This window comes from Flavobacterium sp. 22659, assembly GCF_052044235.1.
Taxonomy (GTDB): Bacteria; Bacteroidota; Bacteroidia; order Flavobacteriales; family Flavobacteriaceae; genus Flavobacterium; species Flavobacterium johnsoniae.
Genome location: NZ_JBQEMU010000004.1, coordinates 85,863 through 103,681 on the forward strand (window position 1 = coordinate 85,863; position 17,819 = coordinate 103,681).

The following is a 17,819-nucleotide window of genomic DNA, read 5'->3' on the forward strand; positions in this document are numbered from 1 at the left end:
GGGATATAAAAGTCAATTTTATGCAAACAAAGGAACGTAGCACAGAAAATAAAATCTGCCCATTAGAAATTGCTGTAAATACTATCAGCGGAAAATGGAAAATCCCCATTGTCTGGCAGATTAATGATGGAAAAAAAAGACCAAGCGAATTTTTGCGCGGTATTGCTAAGGTAGACAGACGTGTTTTAAACCAGCAGTTAAATGAAATGGTTGAAGATGGCATATTAATCAAACATTCTTTTAACGAACTGCCTCCGCGGGTTGAATACACTTTGACCGAAACAGGAAAACAATTAGTCGAAATACTTTGGAAACTAAATGACTGGGGAAAAACACTGATTTCTGAAAACAAAATCGAACTCCAACCTTAAAACATTTCAATCATGAAAACTGATGAATCTTATCTGGAAAGCGTAAAAAAGCAATTTCTGTACTACAAAATGCTTGGAGAAAAGGCAATGGATCAATTAGAGCCGGAACAGCTTTTTACGGCCATAAATGAAGATACAAACAGTATTGCTGCTATTGTAAAACACATTTCGGGTAATATGCTTTCGCGCTGGACCGATTTTTTAACTTCAGACGGTGAGAAAGAATGGCGAAACCGCGATGCCGAATTTGAAAATGATTTACAGTCAAAAGAAGAAGTTTTAGAGATATGGAATAAAGGCTGGAATTGTCTCGAAAATGCTTTAGAGAGTTTAAAACCGGAACAGCTTTCAGATATTATTTATATTAGAAATGAAGGTCATACAGTTATTGAAGCCATAAATCGTCAATTAGCGCATTATCCTTATCATGTGGGACAAATCGTTTTTTATGCCAAACAATTGAAAAAGAGTTCATGGGAAAGTTTATCAATTCCGAAAAATAAATCCGGAAATTATAACGCCGAAAAGTTTGCCAAAGAAAAAGAAATCAAGAACTTTACCGATGATGAATTAAAGAGATTGAAATGATAAAAGCCATAGGCTTAAAGCATAAAAAAATGAAAAAAATACTATTCTTATTTCCGGTACTGGCTTTAGTTTCCTGTTATGATGCCGAACACAATTGCAAAGATTTCAAAAACGGAAAATTTAAATTTGAGTTTGAAGTAAACGGCGTAAAAAAGGTGACTTTTTTTGAACGCAAGGACAGCATCGAAATTGAAACTTTTGAAGGAAAAACAGATACTGCAACCATTCGCTGGGTAAGTGACTGCGAATATATACTGCAAAAAAAACATCCAAAAAACATGGCAGAAGAAAAAGCCATAAGCATGAAAATTTTAACAACAGCAAAAGATTCTTATACTTTCGAATTTGGAATGGTTGGCTCTGAAGAGAAACAACGAGGCACTGTTCACAAAGTTGATTAAATCTGATTTTATATATAAAGCTCCTTATGGGGCTTTTTTTTATGCCGTTAAGACACTAAGTTTTTTGTATTCTCATTTTTAAAAACCTTGCAGCTCTGCATCTTTTCCCTTTGCAACTAAAAAATAAATGTGTTTCTTTTACATTTCTATTTTAAATAGTACATTAGAACTCTAATCTAACCCAATGAAAAATACCATTTCGCAAAGAGTTGCCGACTTTTTAAAAAATTATCCGCCTTTTAATTTCCTGCATCCAATGGATCTTGAAAAGCTTTCGGAACAAATTTCTATTGTTTATAAAGATAAAGACGCCGTAATTTTTGCCGAAAATGATAAAACACATGATTCTTTTTATGTGGTTCATAAAGGTGCGGTGGCACTCAAAAAAAGCACAAAAAACTCAGTTTTAGATATGTGCGACGAAGGCGACATATTTGGACTTCGCCCGCTTTTGGCACAGGAAAACTATATTATGGAAGCGGTGGCGCATGAAGAAAGTATTCTTTACGCCATTCCTATTGCCGTTTTTAAACCTTACGCACTTGAAAACAGAAATGTTGGTAATTTCCTGATCGAAAGTTATGCTTCGAATACAAGAAATCCGTATTCTGACATTCATAAAGACAAATTATATGGTGATGATCTCTTAAATGAAAATCTGCATTCCAGCAATCATTCTTTTGATTTAGCACCGATAAAATATTCAAAAAAAATAGTAACCTGCAGTCCGTCAACTACCGTTAAAGAAATTGCCAGGATTATGAATAAAAAGAAAGTCGGAGCAATTTTAATTGTAGACGAAATGCTGCCAATAGGGATTTTGACAGATAAAGATCTCCGCAATAAAATTGTAACAGGAGATTTTCCGATAACCACAACAGCCGAAACGATAATGACAAAACCCGTTATTACGTATCCAAAAAAAATGACCGTTACAGAAGCACAAATGGCGATGATGAAAAGCAACATCAGCCATTTATGCCTTACTAAAGACGGTACAGTTAATACCAAAGCTGTCGGAATTTTGTCGAAACACGATGTAATGGTGGCTTTAGGAAATAATCCAGCCGTTTTAATTAAAGCTTTAAAAAGAGCCAAAAAAACAAAGGAAATAAAACCTATTCGAAACCGAATCATGCAACTGCTTCAGGGATATTTAGATCAAAATATTCCGATGACTTTAATTTCTAAAATCATAACAGAGCTCAATGAAGCTTGTACAACTCGTGTTATTGAAATATGTTTAGAAAAAATGAGCAGTCCGCCGCCGGTAAAATTTGCATGGCTGGCAATGGGAAGTCAGGGACGCGGTGAACAAATGCTTCATACAGATCAGGATAATGCGATTGTTTACGAAAATGTAAATGAAGTTTTTAGGGACGAAACGAGAATTTATTTTCTAAAATTTGCCGGACTTGTTAATAAAGGTCTTTTTGAAATTGGTTACGATTATTGCCCTGCAGATATGATGGCATCAAGTCCAAAATGGTGCATGAGTCTGGATGAATGGAAAAATCAGGTACACCACTGGATTACCAATCCGGGGAAAAATGAGGTTTTATTGTCGTTCATTTTCTTCGATTACAGCATGACATACGGCGACGCTGAAACTGTAGATCAATTATCAGAATATATTTTTGAAACCATAAAAGCAAACCCGATTTTTTATATGCATTTAGTGAGCGGCGCTTTACAAAGCCCGTCTCCTACTGGTTTCTTCAGACAATTTTTAGTAGAACAAGACGGTGCCAATAAAGATAATTTTGATATTAAACGAAGAGCATTAATGCCGTTGACAGATGCAGCGCGTGTTTTGATTTTATCACATTCTGTAAAGTCAATCAGCAATACGGCAGAACGCTTTGAAAAACTGGCCGAACTCGAACCTAATAATCGTGAATTGTATTTATCATGTTCATATTCTTTTAAAGCTTTACTGAAATTCAGAACCAAACAAGGACTTTTACATCATGATTCGGGTCAGTTTATTGAACTTGAATCTCTAACCAAAATGGAGAAAATTAAACTGAAACGCACTTTTAAAACCATTAAAGAGCTTCAGGAATTAATTTCTGTTCGTTTTAATATTTCAAATCTGGTATAAAATGGGATTATTCAGTTTTTGGAAAAAAGAAGAAAATCTCTTCGATGAAAGTATTACTATAGAAGAAACCAGATTTGTTGTTTTAGATACCGAAACTACTGGTTTTGATTATGAAAAAGACCGAATTTTATGCATTGGCGCTTTGGCATTACAAAACGGCGTAATTTCTGTTCAGGATAGTTTTGAAATATATTTACATCAGGATCATTATGATAAATCGACAGCACAGATTCACGGAATTTTAAAAGATCTGCTTGTTAAACGTCCAACAGAATTAGAAGCTTTACAACAGTTTTTAGATTTTTTAGGCGATTCAATAATCATAGCTCATCATACCATTTTTGATGTTACTATGATTAATAAAGCTCTCGAAAGAAACGGACTGCCTCAACTCACAAATAAAACTTTAGATACGGCTTATTTGTACAAAAAAACTCTGATTCAGTCACATTTATTTGAGCGAAAGGATCATTATACTTTAGATGATCTGGCAGATAAATTCGACATTTCTAAAAAAGACAGACACACTGCTTTGGGAGATGCTTATATAACCGCTATTGCTTTTCTTAAAATTGTAAAAAAATTACGAGAGAAAAAGGCAGTTTCATTAAATCAGCTTTTTAAAAATTAAGATATTTTTATGAAACTTAAATTTACATTTGGCTGAAAATTTTACGTTTTAGTAATACAAGACTTATTATTTGTTAGCAATAAGAAAAAATTCACGTAACATGTATTTTATTTTTGAAGGATAGCTTTGCTTAATCAAAAAAAATAAAAACACAGTTATGAAACTAAATTTTCTAAAATCAATTGCACTGCTTGGTATTACAGGTTTCTCTGTAATAAGCTGTCAGAATGATGACAAAGATTCTTCAAACGATGTAAATTCAAGCATCGATTTTACTTCACATTCAAAAGTTCCTGCTTTTGTTTATCCAATGACAGGTTTTGAAAACTTAAAAATCAGCACTTTAATCGCAAGTTCTGATGTTTTACCAGAATCACCTTCATTTGTTTATGGTGCACAGCCAGATGGTGCAGGATTAATGAGAAATCCAAATGGTGAAGGTTACATCATGATTACAAATCACGAAATCCTTCAATCAGTTTCTAGAGTTTATTTAGATAAAACTTTCAAACCTGTAAAAGGAGATTATATAGTTGACGGCGTTGGAGGTTTAACACGTTTATGTTCTGCAACTTTGGCTACTCCTGAAATCCACGGCTTTGGACCAATCTTTTTAACTGCCGGAGAAAGCGGTCAGGAAAGTATGGTTCACGGAATTAATCCGCTTGGATTATCTTCTGATAAAGCAAGAACAGACAGAGTTTTGCCAGCTTTAGGAAAAGCTAGTATGGAAAATGCTGTTCCACTTACAAAAGAAGCATATCCTGGAAAAACAGTTATTTTAATTGGAGAAGATCAATCGTATGCAACTTCTCACGTAAGTGCAGGACAATTAATCATGTACATCGGTTCTTCTGTTGGTGACTTATCAAACGGAAAACTATATGCTTTAAAAAGAACAGACGGAAATCAGGTTGAAACTTCTATGACTTTAAATAATTCATATCCAGTTGAATTTGTTGAAATTCCAAATGCTAAAAACCTAACTGGAGCCGTTATTAATACTACTGTAAACGACTTAAAAGCCATTCGTTTCTCAAGAGTTGAAGATGTTGATTACAGAAAAGGAAGCGCAAGCAATAACAGAGAAATCTATTTTACAGCAACTGGTCAGGCAACAAACAACGCTCCTGTTGAAGGATATACAATGTGGGGAAGAGTTTATAAATTGAAATTGGATGCTTCTAACCCATTAAAAGGAACTTTAGAATTAGCTGTTGAAGGTGACAGTACTCCAGGAACCGGAATTATCAATCCAGACAATTTATGTGTAACTGAAAACTACGTTTATATTCAGGAAGATGGTGACAGTTATTATGCTGATGCTAAACACGATTCATACATCTGGCAGTACAGCATCGCGACAAAACAAAATAAACCGTGGTTAAACATGAACCATAAAAGAACTGATGCTGCATGGAATGGACTTTACAACCAAACTGGCGAAATGAGATTTGGAAGCTGGGAATTTGGTGCTATGGAAGACATTTCAGATATCATTGGTGTTCCGGATACTTTTACGGTAAATATTCACCCTCATACCTGGCAGAGTGATGCATTTAAAAATGCAGACGGTTCTGGTACTCAAACTAATAAAGAGGGAGGTCAAACTGTAATTATCAGAAACGTACAACGATAATAATTTCGTTTAAATCATAAAACAACCCTTATTTTTCAATAAGGGTTGTTTCTATTACAATACTATTATGAAATTAAAACATTTTACTTTCCTGATTTTACTACTTTGCTTTTTCTTTTCATGTCAAAAGAATGAAAAATCAAAAGCAACAATACAACAAGATTTACTTATTGATTTAAGTAAACTAAATAATGAAATTGTTCAATTTCAAAAACTTGTTAATAATAATTCTCCTCAAAAAGAAATTGTAGAACAGTTTAAAAAATCGCGTCTGGTTTATAAAAAAGTCGAATGGGCAATTGAATATTTTGTTCCCGAAACTGCCCGATTTATGAACGGTCCAGCTCTTGATGAAATGGAACTGGAAGAAAACAGATCTTTTGAACCTCACGGTTTTCAGGTAATGGAAGAAATGATTTATCCGGAATATAATTCTGAAAATAAAGAAGATTTAATTCGGGAACTGAATATTTTCCAAGCGAATATTAAACAGTTAAAAAGTACTTTTGAAGTTATTACAGTAAGTGATGATTATGTTCTGGATGCTGTTCAGCAAAATGTATTTCGTGTGATTGCTCTGGGAATTACAGGTTTTGACAGTCCAATTTTACAATCTTCCATTCCCGAAGCAGGAGAAAGTTTAATTTCGATTCCTGAATCTCTTTCAAGAATTAATTCAAACAATAAATCATTAGCAGAATTAAAAAATCTGACTGAAAAAGCTCAAAAATATTGTGCCGCTAATAATAATTTCAATGCCTTTAACAGAGCTGTTTTTATAAGTGAATATTTAAACCCTATTTCGAAAAAGCTAAAAGCTTTCCAGAAAGAAGAAAACATTAAAAACGTAAAGAAAAACAGTCCGCTAAAACCAACAATTGAAACTTTATTTGATAAAGATGCTTTTGATGTAAATGCTTTTGTGCTTTCTAAAGAATATAATTTCACGAAAGAAAAAGCGATTTTAGGCGAAAAACTATTCTATGATAAAAGCCTTTCTAAAAATAACGACCGAAGCTGTGCAACCTGTCATAATCCTGAGAAGGCTTTTACAGACGGGTTAAAAACCAATGTTTCATTAACCGGAATAAATTTACCCCGAAATACTCCTACTCTAACCTATGCTTCGTTACAAAATGCCCAGTTTTGGGATATGCGTCAGCTGGATTTAGAAAAACAAAGTGTAGATGTAATACAGAATAAAGATGAAATGCACGGCTCAATGGAAAATATTCATGCTAAAATTCAATTAGACAAAGAATATATCGATCTTTTCAAAAAAGCCTATCCAGGAAATTCGAAACCTGAAGCCTGGCAGATTCAAAACGCTATTGCAAGTTATGTACGTTCTCTAAACTCTTTTGATTCGAGATTTGACGAATATATGAGAGGAAAGAAAAATGCGCTAAATAATGAAGAAATCGAAGGAATGAACTTGTTTATGGGAAAAGCAAAATGTGCCACCTGCCATTTTACTCCATTGTTTAACGGAACGGTTCCGCCAAGTTATTCCAAAACCGAACACGAAGTTATTGGAACTCCAAATGAACCTTCCGGAAAATCCATAAGCCCTGATAAAGGGCGTTATATATACAATCAAATGCCTCAATTGGTTGGAGCTTTTAAAACTCCTACAGTTAGAAATGCTGCTGTAACTGCACCATATATGCACAACGGAGTTTTCAAAACACTGGAAGAAGTAGTTTCTTTTTACAATAAAGGCGGTGGAATTGGTTTAGGTTATGAAGTAGAAAACCAAACACTTCCCTTCGACAAACTAAATTTGACTGTAAAAGAAGAACAGGCGCTTGTTGCTTTTATGAAGACACTTACAGATAAAAAATATCAATAAAACCAAAATAATTTTTTAACCAAAAAAAGCCGGAAAATAAGCAATCCGGCTTTTAACTATTTTGAAAATTCGCTTTCTTCTTTAAATAAATAAATTTTATGCTTTTTTAGATTTCTCTTGCTAAACATTCCCAGAGAATCTGGTCTGCAGTATACTTTTTTTACTTCATATTCTGCTTTCTGCAATAATATTATACAATCTTTATTTGATTTTATTTTAGCAGAAAAATAACCAGTACTGTCTGTTTGGGTTGTTATACCATTTATATTGACCTGTACGTCTTTTATTGGTTTTTCTGTATCATAGTCATAAACATAACCAAAAAAATTATTATTAGTACAGCCGGATAGTAATACTATCAGAAAAATATATTTGAACTTCATACTAAAATATAGTGTTTAATTTACTAAGAAATACAAATGTAAGTTGCGCATATTGAGAAAAAGTCTAGTGTAAGTTTTAAAACTATAACAATAAGCCTTTTTTAATAACACATAAAAAAAACGCTAAGAGTTATTTCTTAGCGTTTTTTTATATTATTCTAAAACCAATCCTATTTGGCCATCATCATCTAATTCTGTTTCTACAGGATCATCTTCTAAAATTTCCGGTTTTTCAGGAATTTCTTCAATCGGCTCTTCGTAAGGAAGCGGATCTAAGAGATTTACTTGTTTTAATTTATCTGTTGTTAATTGATTTCCTAGAGCTTTAAAACCTTTTACAGCTATAAAGTCTTCTACATCAATATGTAAATCGTCTTTTTGAACGCCTTTTACTTTGGCAAAAACCAATTGTGCTACCGGACGATAATCGGTCGAAACAATCTCTAACTGCGAATTTGGATGGTCTGTAATAAAGCTTTCTTCTTTTCCTTCATTTTCAACAAGGAAACGTTTTAAGAAATAACGCTCTTTTTCTCCATCATAATAAATCGCAGAAATTGGTTTTTTAGGTTTCCATTTTTCCAGAACAATCATGTCTTCATCAAAATGAGTCGATAATTCAGGGATTATTACTTTTAATTTACCTGACTGATTAATTATTAAGATTTTGTCTGTTGGTTTAAATTCACCTAACAACTCTCCTCTTGCATCAACATTTAAACGTTTTACCGTATCGTCAAACCAAACTTTTCTTGGCAGTAATGTCGAAATTCCTTTTTCTTTTAATTCGATTTTCTTGATTGGATATTTAGTTACTAAGTTTCCTTTAGAACCACGTCCTTTAATAGCTAACTTAGCAAAATCAATATCGAATTTCAGTTTCTTAATCGTTCCAACCTGACGCAGTAATATAGTAACTACCTCAGCTTCACCATTTGGATTATGTGAAAAATAAACCACCTGAGAACCGTTTGTACCATTTGTTAAATCGTAAGCCTTATCACGGGTTACTCCTGTAACATTGAAACGTTTTATATAAGACGGCCCTGATTTACCATCGCGGTACATCATGTTATAAATGGTGCGCTTATCGTTTTTATCAAAAACTGCGACGTGTATAATGTCTTTTCCAATAAAAGTTTTGGCGTCGACTTTGGTTATCATCAATGTTCCGTCTCGTAAAAAAACGATAACATCATCAATATCCGAACAATCACCTACGTATTCATCTTTCTTTAAACTCGTTCCTACGAAACCTTCTTCGCGGTTTACGTAAAGTTTTGTGTTACGCAAAACTACTTTTGTAGCTTCAACGTTATCAAAAACACGAAGTTCAGTTTGACGCTCGCGTCCTTTTCCGTATTTCTCTTTTAATTTAGTAAAGTAAGCAATTGCAAAATCTGTTAAATGTTCCAGATTATGCTCTACTTCTTTCATTTCGTCTTCTAACTTCGCGATTAAATCATCGGCTTTATCAGAGTCGAAACGTGTAATACGAATCATCGGGATTTGAGTCAAACGCTGTAAATCGTCGTCATTAATTTCTCTAACGAATGATTTTTTGAAAGGCTCGAAACGATCGTATAAATATTTGTAAAGTGATTCTCTGTCTCCGTATAATTTGAAGTCGATATACATTTCTTCACGAATGAATATTTTCTCTAAAGTAGAAAAGTGCCACTTATTTTTTAATTCTTCTAACTGAATTTCTAATTCCTGACGAAGTAAATCAACTGTTCTGTGTGTTGAAATCTTCAACATATGAGAAACACCAATAAACAACGGCTTATTGTCTTCGATAACACATCCTAAAGGCGCTACAGAAGTTTCGCAGGCTGTAAATGCAAATAATGCATCAATTGTTTTATCTGGAGAAACACCCGGGAAAAGATGGATTAAAATCTCAACATCAGCAGCCGTATTATCTTCAATTTTCTTGATTTTGATTTTACCTTTATCATTGGCTTTCAAAATACTGTCAATTAAACTCGATGTATTGGTAGAAAACGGAATCTGTGTAATTACCAATGTATTTTTGTCTAATTGCGAAATTTTAGCACGCACACGCACACGTCCGCCGCGCATTCCGTCGTTGTAATTCGAAACGTCGGCAATACCCTGTGTCATAAAATCAGGATAAAGCGTAAAGGGCTTTCCTTTTAAGATTTTAATCGAAGCATCAATTAATTCGTTAAAGTTATGAGGCAGTACTTTTGTTGAAAGTCCCACCGCAATACCTTCTGCTCCCTGAGCTAAAAGCAATGGAAATTTTACCGGAAGATTAATCGGTTCGGCTTTTCTACCGTCATATGATAGTCCCCATTCTGTAATTTTTGGAGAATATAAAACCTCTAAAGCAAACTTAGATAAACGTGCCTCAATATAACGGGGAGCAGCAGCACCGTCGCCCGTTAAAATATTTCCCCAGTTACCCTGGCAGTCAATTAATAAATCTTTCTGACCAATTTGTACCATCGCATCACCAATACTTGCATCTCCGTGTGGGTGATACTGCATGGTGTGACCTACAACATTGGCAACTTTATTATAACGACCATCATCCAGCTCTTTTAAAGAGTGCATAATACGACGCTGAACAGGCTTAAATCCGTCCTCGATAGCAGGAACTGCACGTTCCAGAATCACATACGAAGCATAATCCAAAAACCAGTCCTTGTACATTCCCGTTACTTTAGTAATAACGTCCTCACCTTCTTCTTCCTGATTTTCGTAAAAATGCTGTCCCTCGAAATGCTTCGCATCTACGTTTATAATATCCTCGTCATCTCCATCCTGATTGTCATCCATCAGGTTTTCATCTTGATTATTCTCGTCGTCGTTTGGAATTATGTTATCGTCTTCTTCGTCTTTCATTTAATTATATTCTAATTATAATTCTATTTGTTTTCGAGTAGTTGTTTTAAAGCTTCAACACTTGGTAAAACGGTCTTATATTTACTGGCAAATATTTGCTCATTATTTTCTGGTAAAGTATATTTTACTACAGCTTCACTTTTGGTCTGACAAAGTACAATTCCGATAGTTTTATTTTCATCTTCCAATCGCATTTCTCTATCGTAATAATTAACATACATTTGCATCTGACCTAAATCCTGATGTTTTAATTCGCCTATTTTCAAATCTATAAGCACAAAACACCGCAGTATTCTATTGTAAAAAACTAAATCAATTCTAAAATGTTTATCACCAAAAGTAATTCTTTCCTGTCTTGCAACAAAAGTAAAACCATGACCTAATTCTAATAAAAACTGCTCTAGTTTACTGATAATTTCTTCTTCTAACTGCGATTCAGAATATTGATTCAATTCTGGTAATCCTAAAAACTCCAGAATATAAGGATCTTTAATAATATCTTTCGGTTTCTCGATAATCTGACCTTTCTCTGAAAGCTTTAAAATTCCTTCTTTATCTCTGCTTAAAGCCAATCGTGTATAAAGTGCTGTATTGTATTGACGTTTTAATTCCCGAACACTCCAATTATGTTTTTCAGATTCAATTTTGTAAAACCTTCTTTCTTTTTCATCTTCAATTCGCATTAGAAAAATATAATGGCTAAAAGTCAATTTAAAAAATGAAGATAAAGTTTGATAATCTACTTTATTAAATTCCGCAGTCACTGACTGGTTTTTTTGATTTTGTAAAATCCGAGACAGTGTCTCGGATTTTGAGAAAGTCAAAAAGAGCTTCCTCATATTTTCCAAATTATCAATAGAAAAGCCTCTCCCGAATTCTTTCGTCAATTGCTTTGAAAGATCTTTTAAGAGTTGTTTTCCATATTCAGCCCTATCTTTTCCATTTTGTTCTTCTTCAACAATTATTCTTCCTATTTCAAAATAGGTAACTGTCATTGTTGAATTTACAGTACGCAAAACCTGCTGTCGGGCATTTTGTAATAACTCCGCAACTTGCTGGAAAATAACTTTATTTTGAAGACCGTCTGACACTATTTGCTATTCTAAAAATTCTTAAACCTCCTCCAATTCATCAATCTCAACCTTCAGGTTCTTAATAATAAACTCTTGTCTATCTGGTGTATTTTTACCCATGTAGAACGATAACAACTGCTCGATAGAAGTATTTTTATCCATCATAACCGGATCAAGACGGATAGTGTCTCCAATAAAGTTTTTAAACTCGTCTGGCGAAATCTCTCCCAAACCTTTAAATCGGGTGATTTCCGGTTTTGGTTTTAATTTCTCGATGGCGTCTTTTCTTTCTTCATCAGAATAACAGTAAATCGTTTCTTTTTTGTTTCGAACCCTGAAAAGCGGTGTCTGTAAAATATACAAATGCCCTTCTTTTATTAACTCAGGGAAAAACTGTAAAAAGAACGTAATTAAAAGCAAGCGAATGTGCATTCCGTCGACATCGGCATCGGTTGCAATTACGATGTTATTGTAACGTAATTTTTCTAATCCGTCTTCGATATCAAGCGCTGCCTGCAATAAATTGAATTCTTCGTTTTCATACACGATTTTCTTCGTCATTCCGTATGAATTCAAAGGTTTACCACGCAAACTGAAAACTGCTTGTGTATTCACGTCACGCGACTTTGTAATCGATCCGGAAGCCGAATCTCCCTCGGTAATAAAAAGTGTGCTTTCTAAGTTTCTTGGGTTTTTGGTATCAGGAAGATGCGCGCGGCAGTCTCTTAATTTTTTATTGTGAAGATTAGCTTTTTTAGCACGATCTGTCGCCAGTTTTCTAATTCCCGATAATTCTTTACGCTCACGTTCTGCCTGCAGAATTTTACGCAATAAAGCATCCGCAGTTGTTGGATTTTTATGCAGATAATTATCTAACTTGGTTTTGATAAAATCGTTTACGAAAGTACGAACAGAAACTGCTGGCGTTCCATCATCAGAACCCATATCTGTAGAACCTAATTTTGTTTTGGTCTGAGACTCAAAAACCGGTTCCATTACTTTAATACTAATCGCACTTACAATCGATTTACGAACGTCTGATGCTTCGAAATTCTTATTATAAAACTCACGAATCGTTTTTACAACCGCTTCACGATAGGCCGCTAAGTGCGTTCCTCCCTGCGTTGTGTTCTGACCGTTCACAAAAGAGTGATATTCTTCGCTGTACTGCGTTTTACTGTGTGTAAGCGCAACCTCGATATCATGCTCTTTTAAGTGTATAATTGGATATTCTAAATCTTCTTCGCTGATTGTTTCTTCTAATAAATCACGAAGTCCGTTTTCTGAATAATATTTTTCTCCATTGAAAATAATTGTCAAACCATTGTTTAAGTAACAATAGTTTTTAACCATTTTGATAACGTATTCTAAACGGAATTTATAGTTTTTGAAAATTGTTTCGTCTGGCGTAAAAGTTACTTTTGTTCCTTTACGTTTTGTAGTATCGATTACATCTTCTTCTGAAACTAAATTCCCGCCGGAAAACTCTGCCGCTTTTTGTTTATCATCACGAACTGATTCTACACGGAAATAAGTAGAAAGCGCATTTACCGCTTTTGTTCCGACACCATTCAAACCAACTGATTTCTGGAAAGCTTTAGAATCGTACTTTCCTCCTGTGTTCATTTTCGAAACTACATCGACCACTTTCCCCAACGGAATTCCACGTCCGTAATCACGAACCGAAACCGTTTTATCTTTTATCGTTACCTCAATAGTTTTTCCAGAGCCCATTACGAACTCATCGATACAGTTATCTAAAACCTCTTTTAATAGAATATAAATACCATCATCTGGAGAAGAACCGTCTCCAAGTTTTCCGATATACATTCCCGGACGCATACGGATATGTTCTTTCCAATCAAGTGAACGAATATTATCTTCGGTATATTGATTTTGCTCTAGCATATATGAATTTAGGATTTTTTGCTAATGTACCATTTCTTAGCAAAAAATGAAAGCGTATTTTCTTTTTGTTATGAATAATAACAGTTTAAAATCTATTTAAATTGATTTTAAAATAAAATGGGCGGTAAAATTATAAAAAACTGCTTTTTTGTCAAAAAAAATACTATTTGATTCCCAGTACTTCTTTTGCCAAAGCAATCATTTCGGGCGTTCCTGTGTTTTTGTTTTTCTCGTCAGAAAGTTTAACAACTCCCTGCCAATGTATATTATCAGGTTTTGTATCGGTTAATTTTATAACCATATTCATGGCTGGAAGTCCAACATCGTTGGTGAAATTTGTCCCTATTCCAAATGACATTTTTATTTTGTCCTGACAGAAATCAACAATCTTTTTTACTTTATCGTAATTGAGTGAATCTGAAAAAACAATAACTTTTGATTTTGGATCAATTCCCATTTTGGTATAATGAGAAATTACTTTTTGGGCAAACTCAATTGGATCGCCGCTGTCATGTCGAACGCCGTCAAAAAGTTTGGAATATTTTTTATCAAATTGGTTGAAAAATATTTCTGTAGTATAAGTATCTGTTAAAGCAATTCCGAGATCACCTCCGTAGACTTTTGTCCAGTTTTCAAGACTTATAAAATTCGCTACCTGAAAACCATATTGTGCAGCATGAAACATAAACCATTCATGAGCGTGAGTTCCCAAAGGCCTTCTATTATTAACCATTGCAAAGTGTACGTTGCTGGTTCCAATAAAACTGTTTCCACCGTAGGTTCTTAAAGTTTCATTTACTAAATCATGAACATCGTAAGAATGACGTCTTCTTGTTCCAAATTCTAAAATCGAAACTCCTAATTTATTGTAATTATCAATTTTCTCTTTTGTCAGCTCTTTTATGGCTTCATCATTTAAACGAATTAAATGATTTGATTTATAAAAAAGTTCCGAAATCAAGGCCATCAAAGGAACTTCCCATAAAATAGTTCTGTACCAATAACCTTCTACTGTTACTGAAATTTCTGAACCTTCCTGACTAATCTGAACTTCAGACGGATCAAAACTATATCCTTGCAGAAAATCTAAATAGGTTGGGTCAAGATAAGGGCAATAATGAGCTAAATAACTTTTCTCTTCTTTTGTTAAACGAAGTTCAGACAATGCATCAACTGAACGTCGAAGTAAATCTGCAAATCCTTCCGGAAAGATATGTTTACCACGATTTATAAATCCGTAACGAACTTTTGCTTTTGGAAAAAGTTTAATTACAGCATGCTGCATTGTAAATTTGTAGAAATCATTATCTAAGATCGATTTCAGAAAAGTCGCTTCCATAGTGTTCAAATTCGAATCATTCTTGCTAAGATACGGCAATTTCAGAAAACATGAAAATTGTACAATCCTTAAATAAATTATTTTGAAACTACTTTAAAAGAAACAACACTGTTTGTATCTGCAAAAACAGTTATATAATCTCCAATATTGTTATCTATAGTAATTTGAAATTCTAACCCTCCTCGTTTTTCTTTTGGGTTTTGAACTTTAACCGGCTGATTCTTTTTATTTAAATAAAAAACCTGATTAGATTTTGAGAGATTTTTGATTTCTACCGTAATCTTATCTCCATTTCTGGCTTCAATTATACCAGAATCCGGTGATTTAATTTTATAATCTTTTTCGATTGTGGTATTGTAAATCAATGGACCGTTTAGAAAATCGTCTTTACTTAATCTTTCACCTAAATAAGTTCCGGAATCTGGAAAATGTTTGGCAAAAAAGTAATCTGGATCTGTGTCAAAATAAACTGGATTAAAATCGTTTACCATTCTGCCTTTGCTGCTGTCATAATAACCTTGTCCCCAGGTTACATCAATTAAGCGCCATTTTTTATCGATCAAAACCATATTCCAGGCATGATTGGACGAAGTCGTTTTTCTTCCGATATCTCTAACTGAAATTTTAGAATCGCCGCGGATTATTTCGCATTTAATTCCCATTAGAGAAGCCAAATGCTGATACAAAGCCGTAAAACCTTCACAAACTGCTTTCTTTGATTTGAAAGCTTTCTGAATGAGGTTATCATTTAATTGTTTGATTTTACGCTGTTTTTCTGCTTCTGTAGAATAACTAAATCCCTGCACTCTCGGCGGATTCAAATACGCATTATAATCGTATCTTATATTAAAGGCAATCCAGCCGTAAATAGCGCGTGCACGCTCAGCATCTGAATCAAAATCTTTTTCGATTCTTTCTGCTAACTTTTCGGTGCTGTCAAAACTTTTAGGATATTTTGCAACTATTTTATCGACTTCGCTAATCTTTTGAGAAAACGTAAAATTGATAAAAATGCTATTTAATAAAAGGAAAATAAGGGCAAACTTTTTTTGTGGCATTTAAAAATTTGATTTAATAATGTTTTTCAGTTCATTATCTAACTCAACGTTAGAAATTTTATTTTCCTGTAAATCAAAATTCGAGCCAAATGCTGGTAATGAGAAACTTCCTTTAATTTCTGCCCCATAACGAGGGAAAAGAGTTTGGGCAATTCCCAAAACAGATGCACCTCCTCTGCCGCCTGGAGAGGTTGATAATAATAACATTGGTTTATGCTGAAAAACATCTTTTTCAATTCTTGAACTCCAATCGAAAACATTCTTGAAAGCAACAGAATAATTTCCGTTATTTTCTGCCATTGAAACAACCAGAATATCAGCTTCTTTAAGTTTATTAAGGAATGCCTGCGCCACTTCATGCTGACCTATTTCTTTTTCAAGATCTACGCTGAATACAGGCATTGCAAAATCATTAAGATCTAAAACCTCAACTTCTGCATTTTCAAATAAACTTGACGCGTAAGTGGCTAAACGTTTGTTGATTGACTGCTTACTGTTACTTCCTCCAAAGGCAATTATTTTCATATGTGGTATTTGTTTTTTGCCACAGATTAAGAGGATTAAAATGTTTTTTTAATCTGCTGCGGTTCTTTAATTATTTTCTATTTCAAAAATTTCTTTTTGAATTTCAACTGAATATTCATTTGGGTAAATTTTACCGCCGTAAGACTTTGCATATACTTTAGTAAATTCTGCTCCAAAATACAGAATAATTGCCGAATAATAAACCCAAACTAAAATAATTATTACAGATCCCGCCGCTCCATAAACAGAAGCTACAGTTGAACTTCCTAAATAAAAACCTATCGCAAACTTCCCGATCATAAATAGTACCGCAGTAACTCCTGATCCTATAAAAGCATCTTTCCATCTTATTTTTCCGTCTGGTAAAGTCCTGAAAATTATAGTAAAAAGCAGTGTTATACTTGCCAGTACAATCACTACATTAACAACATAAAACAAATAAACGGTACTTTCCGGAAAGTAGATTTTTAATCTCGAACTCACTAAATCTAATGTTGTATTTACGAGTAAACTCACCAGCATTAAAAAGCCTACAGATGCTATCATTGAAAAGGACATTAATCGATTCTGAATGAATTTCTTAATACCTTTATCTGGTTTTGCGCGTAATCCCCAAATAAAATTAATAGAACTTTGTATTTCAGCAAAAACTCCAGATGCTCCAATTAACAGCATTACGATTCCAAATACAGTTGCAAACATATTGTCTCCAGACAATTGCACATTTTTTATAGCTTCCTGAATTTGAATTGCGGCGCTATTTCCCACCATTCCATTTATTTGACCATACAGCTGGCCGGTTACTGCATCTTCTCCAAAAAAGAAACCACAAATAGTAATGATAATAATTAACAGCGGAGGAAGTGCAAATATCGTATAATACGATAATGCCGCGCTGAGCTTAATAGCGTTGTCATCATTAAATTCTAAAAAAGTATTCTTTAATAGAAACCATATTTTTTTAAAGATATTTTTGATTTTCATCTGCTGATTAATTTGATATTCTCTCAAATTTACGCAATAATAAAAAATCTTGAATTCTCGTTTTTTAATGGAATTTTATATTTTTTCCA

General features: G+C 33.7%; 15 protein-coding genes. 7 read left to right on the forward strand and 8 right to left on the reverse strand.

Features of this window, described 5'->3' with window-relative positions; genetic code table 11:
• The first annotated feature begins 20 nt into the window (after positions 1-20).
• The 7 genes from ACTJIW_RS05915 (at position 21) to ACTJIW_RS05945 (ending at position 7,586) form a co-directional block, all read left to right on the forward strand.
• Complete coding sequence (locus ACTJIW_RS05915; protein WP_440714993.1) at positions 21-371, forward strand: winged helix-turn-helix transcriptional regulator; 351 nt, start codon at positions 21-23, stop codon at positions 369-371.
• 12 nt (positions 372-383) lie between these two features.
• The gene (locus ACTJIW_RS05920) at positions 384-959 is read left to right on the forward strand and encodes a DUF1572 family protein (RefSeq protein ID WP_433810128.1); all 576 of its coding nucleotides are present in this window, start codon (positions 384-386) and stop codon (positions 957-959) included.
• Positions 960-988: 29 nt separating this feature from the next.
• Positions 989-1,360, forward strand: a complete 372-nt coding sequence (locus ACTJIW_RS05925) for a DNA topoisomerase IV (protein ID WP_440714992.1) — start codon at positions 989-991, stop codon at positions 1,358-1,360.
• Positions 1,361-1,544: 184 nt separating this feature from the next.
• Positions 1,545-3,464, forward strand: a complete 1,920-nt coding sequence (locus tag ACTJIW_RS05930; protein ID WP_440714991.1) for a DUF294 nucleotidyltransferase-like domain-containing protein — start codon at positions 1,545-1,547, stop codon at positions 3,462-3,464.
• A 1-nt stretch (position 3,465) separates the two neighbouring features.
• Positions 3,466-4,095, forward strand: coding sequence for a 3'-5' exonuclease (locus ACTJIW_RS05935; RefSeq protein WP_440714990.1), 630 nt, complete (start codon positions 3,466-3,468; stop codon positions 4,093-4,095).
• Between the two features lie 157 nt (positions 4,096-4,252).
• Positions 4,253-5,734 (forward strand): hypothetical protein, encoded by a 1,482-nt coding sequence (locus ACTJIW_RS05940; protein WP_440714989.1) that lies wholly within the window; start codon positions 4,253-4,255, stop codon positions 5,732-5,734.
• A 67-nt stretch (positions 5,735-5,801) separates the two neighbouring features.
• Complete coding sequence (locus tag ACTJIW_RS05945) at positions 5,802-7,586, forward strand: cytochrome-c peroxidase (protein WP_440714988.1); 1,785 nt, start codon at positions 5,802-5,804, stop codon at positions 7,584-7,586.
• Between the two features lie 56 nt (positions 7,587-7,642).
• Here ACTJIW_RS05945 and ACTJIW_RS05950 read toward each other — a convergent pair whose 3' ends face one another.
• From ACTJIW_RS05950 to ACTJIW_RS05985, 8 genes are all read right to left on the reverse strand, one after another.
• Positions 7,643-7,969 carry a hypothetical protein gene (locus ACTJIW_RS05950; protein ID WP_440714987.1) on the reverse strand — a complete coding sequence of 109 codons (327 nt, stop codon included), beginning with the start codon at positions 7,967-7,969 and terminating at the stop codon, positions 7,643-7,645.
• Positions 7,970-8,122: 153 nt separating this feature from the next.
• Positions 8,123-10,843: a DNA gyrase/topoisomerase IV subunit A gene (locus ACTJIW_RS05955; RefSeq protein WP_440714986.1), complete on the reverse strand. Its 2,721-nt coding sequence runs from the start codon at positions 10,841-10,843 to the stop codon at positions 8,123-8,125.
• A gap of 23 nt (positions 10,844-10,866) precedes the next feature.
• The gene (locus ACTJIW_RS05960) at positions 10,867-11,934 is read right to left on the reverse strand and encodes a PDDEXK nuclease domain-containing protein (RefSeq protein WP_440714985.1); all 1,068 of its coding nucleotides are present in this window, start codon (positions 11,932-11,934) and stop codon (positions 10,867-10,869) included.
• A gap of 21 nt (positions 11,935-11,955) precedes the next feature.
• On the reverse strand, positions 11,956-13,824 hold the full coding sequence (locus ACTJIW_RS05965) for a DNA topoisomerase IV subunit B (protein ID WP_274252958.1): 1,869 nt from the start codon (positions 13,822-13,824) through the stop codon (positions 11,956-11,958).
• Positions 13,825-13,987: 163 nt separating this feature from the next.
• Positions 13,988-15,163 (reverse strand): nicotinate phosphoribosyltransferase, encoded by a 1,176-nt coding sequence (pncB, locus tag ACTJIW_RS05970; RefSeq protein ID WP_012024538.1) that lies wholly within the window; start codon positions 15,161-15,163, stop codon positions 13,988-13,990.
• Between the two features lie 77 nt (positions 15,164-15,240).
• The gene (locus ACTJIW_RS05975; RefSeq protein WP_440714984.1) at positions 15,241-16,221 is read right to left on the reverse strand and encodes a transglutaminase domain-containing protein; all 981 of its coding nucleotides are present in this window, start codon (positions 16,219-16,221) and stop codon (positions 15,241-15,243) included.
• Complete coding sequence (locus ACTJIW_RS05980) at positions 16,222-16,746, reverse strand: NADPH-dependent FMN reductase (RefSeq protein WP_440714983.1); 525 nt, start codon at positions 16,744-16,746, stop codon at positions 16,222-16,224.
• A gap of 66 nt (positions 16,747-16,812) precedes the next feature.
• On the reverse strand, positions 16,813-17,730 hold the full coding sequence (locus tag ACTJIW_RS05985) for a YihY/virulence factor BrkB family protein (RefSeq protein ID WP_440714982.1): 918 nt from the start codon (positions 17,728-17,730) through the stop codon (positions 16,813-16,815).
• Positions 17,731-17,819 lie beyond the last annotated feature (89 nt).

Coding starts and splice junctions, on each gene's coding strand:
- ACTJIW_RS05930 (WP_440714991.1), top strand. CDS start 1,545: ATGAAAAATACCATTTCGCAAAGAGTTGCCGACTTTTTAAAAAATTAT.
- ACTJIW_RS05985 (WP_440714982.1), bottom strand. CDS start 17,730: ATGAAAATCAAAAATATCTTTAAAAAAATATGGTTTCTATTAAAGAAT.
- ACTJIW_RS05935 (WP_440714990.1), top strand. CDS start 3,466: ATGGGATTATTCAGTTTTTGGAAAAAAGAAGAAAATCTCTTCGATGAA.
- ACTJIW_RS05945 (WP_440714988.1), top strand. CDS start 5,802: ATGAAATTAAAACATTTTACTTTCCTGATTTTACTACTTTGCTTTTTC.
- ACTJIW_RS05940 (WP_440714989.1), top strand. CDS start 4,253: ATGAAACTAAATTTTCTAAAATCAATTGCACTGCTTGGTATTACAGGT.
- ACTJIW_RS05950 (WP_440714987.1), bottom strand. CDS start 7,969: ATGAAGTTCAAATATATTTTTCTGATAGTATTACTATCCGGCTGTACT.
- ACTJIW_RS05980 (WP_440714983.1), bottom strand. CDS start 16,746: ATGAAAATAATTGCCTTTGGAGGAAGTAACAGTAAGCAGTCAATCAAC.
- ACTJIW_RS05925 (WP_440714992.1), top strand. CDS start 989: ATGAAAAAAATACTATTCTTATTTCCGGTACTGGCTTTAGTTTCCTGT.
- ACTJIW_RS05955 (WP_440714986.1), bottom strand. CDS start 10,843: ATGAAAGACGAAGAAGACGATAACATAATTCCAAACGACGACGAGAAT.
- ACTJIW_RS05915 (WP_440714993.1), top strand. CDS start 21: ATGCAAACAAAGGAACGTAGCACAGAAAATAAAATCTGCCCATTAGAA.
- ACTJIW_RS05965 (WP_274252958.1), bottom strand. CDS start 13,824: ATGCTAGAGCAAAATCAATATACCGAAGATAATATTCGTTCACTTGAT.
- pncB (WP_012024538.1), bottom strand. CDS start 15,163: ATGGAAGCGACTTTTCTGAAATCGATCTTAGATAATGATTTCTACAAA.
- ACTJIW_RS05920 (WP_433810128.1), top strand. CDS start 384: ATGAAAACTGATGAATCTTATCTGGAAAGCGTAAAAAAGCAATTTCTG.
- ACTJIW_RS05975 (WP_440714984.1), bottom strand. CDS start 16,221: ATGCCACAAAAAAAGTTTGCCCTTATTTTCCTTTTATTAAATAGCATT.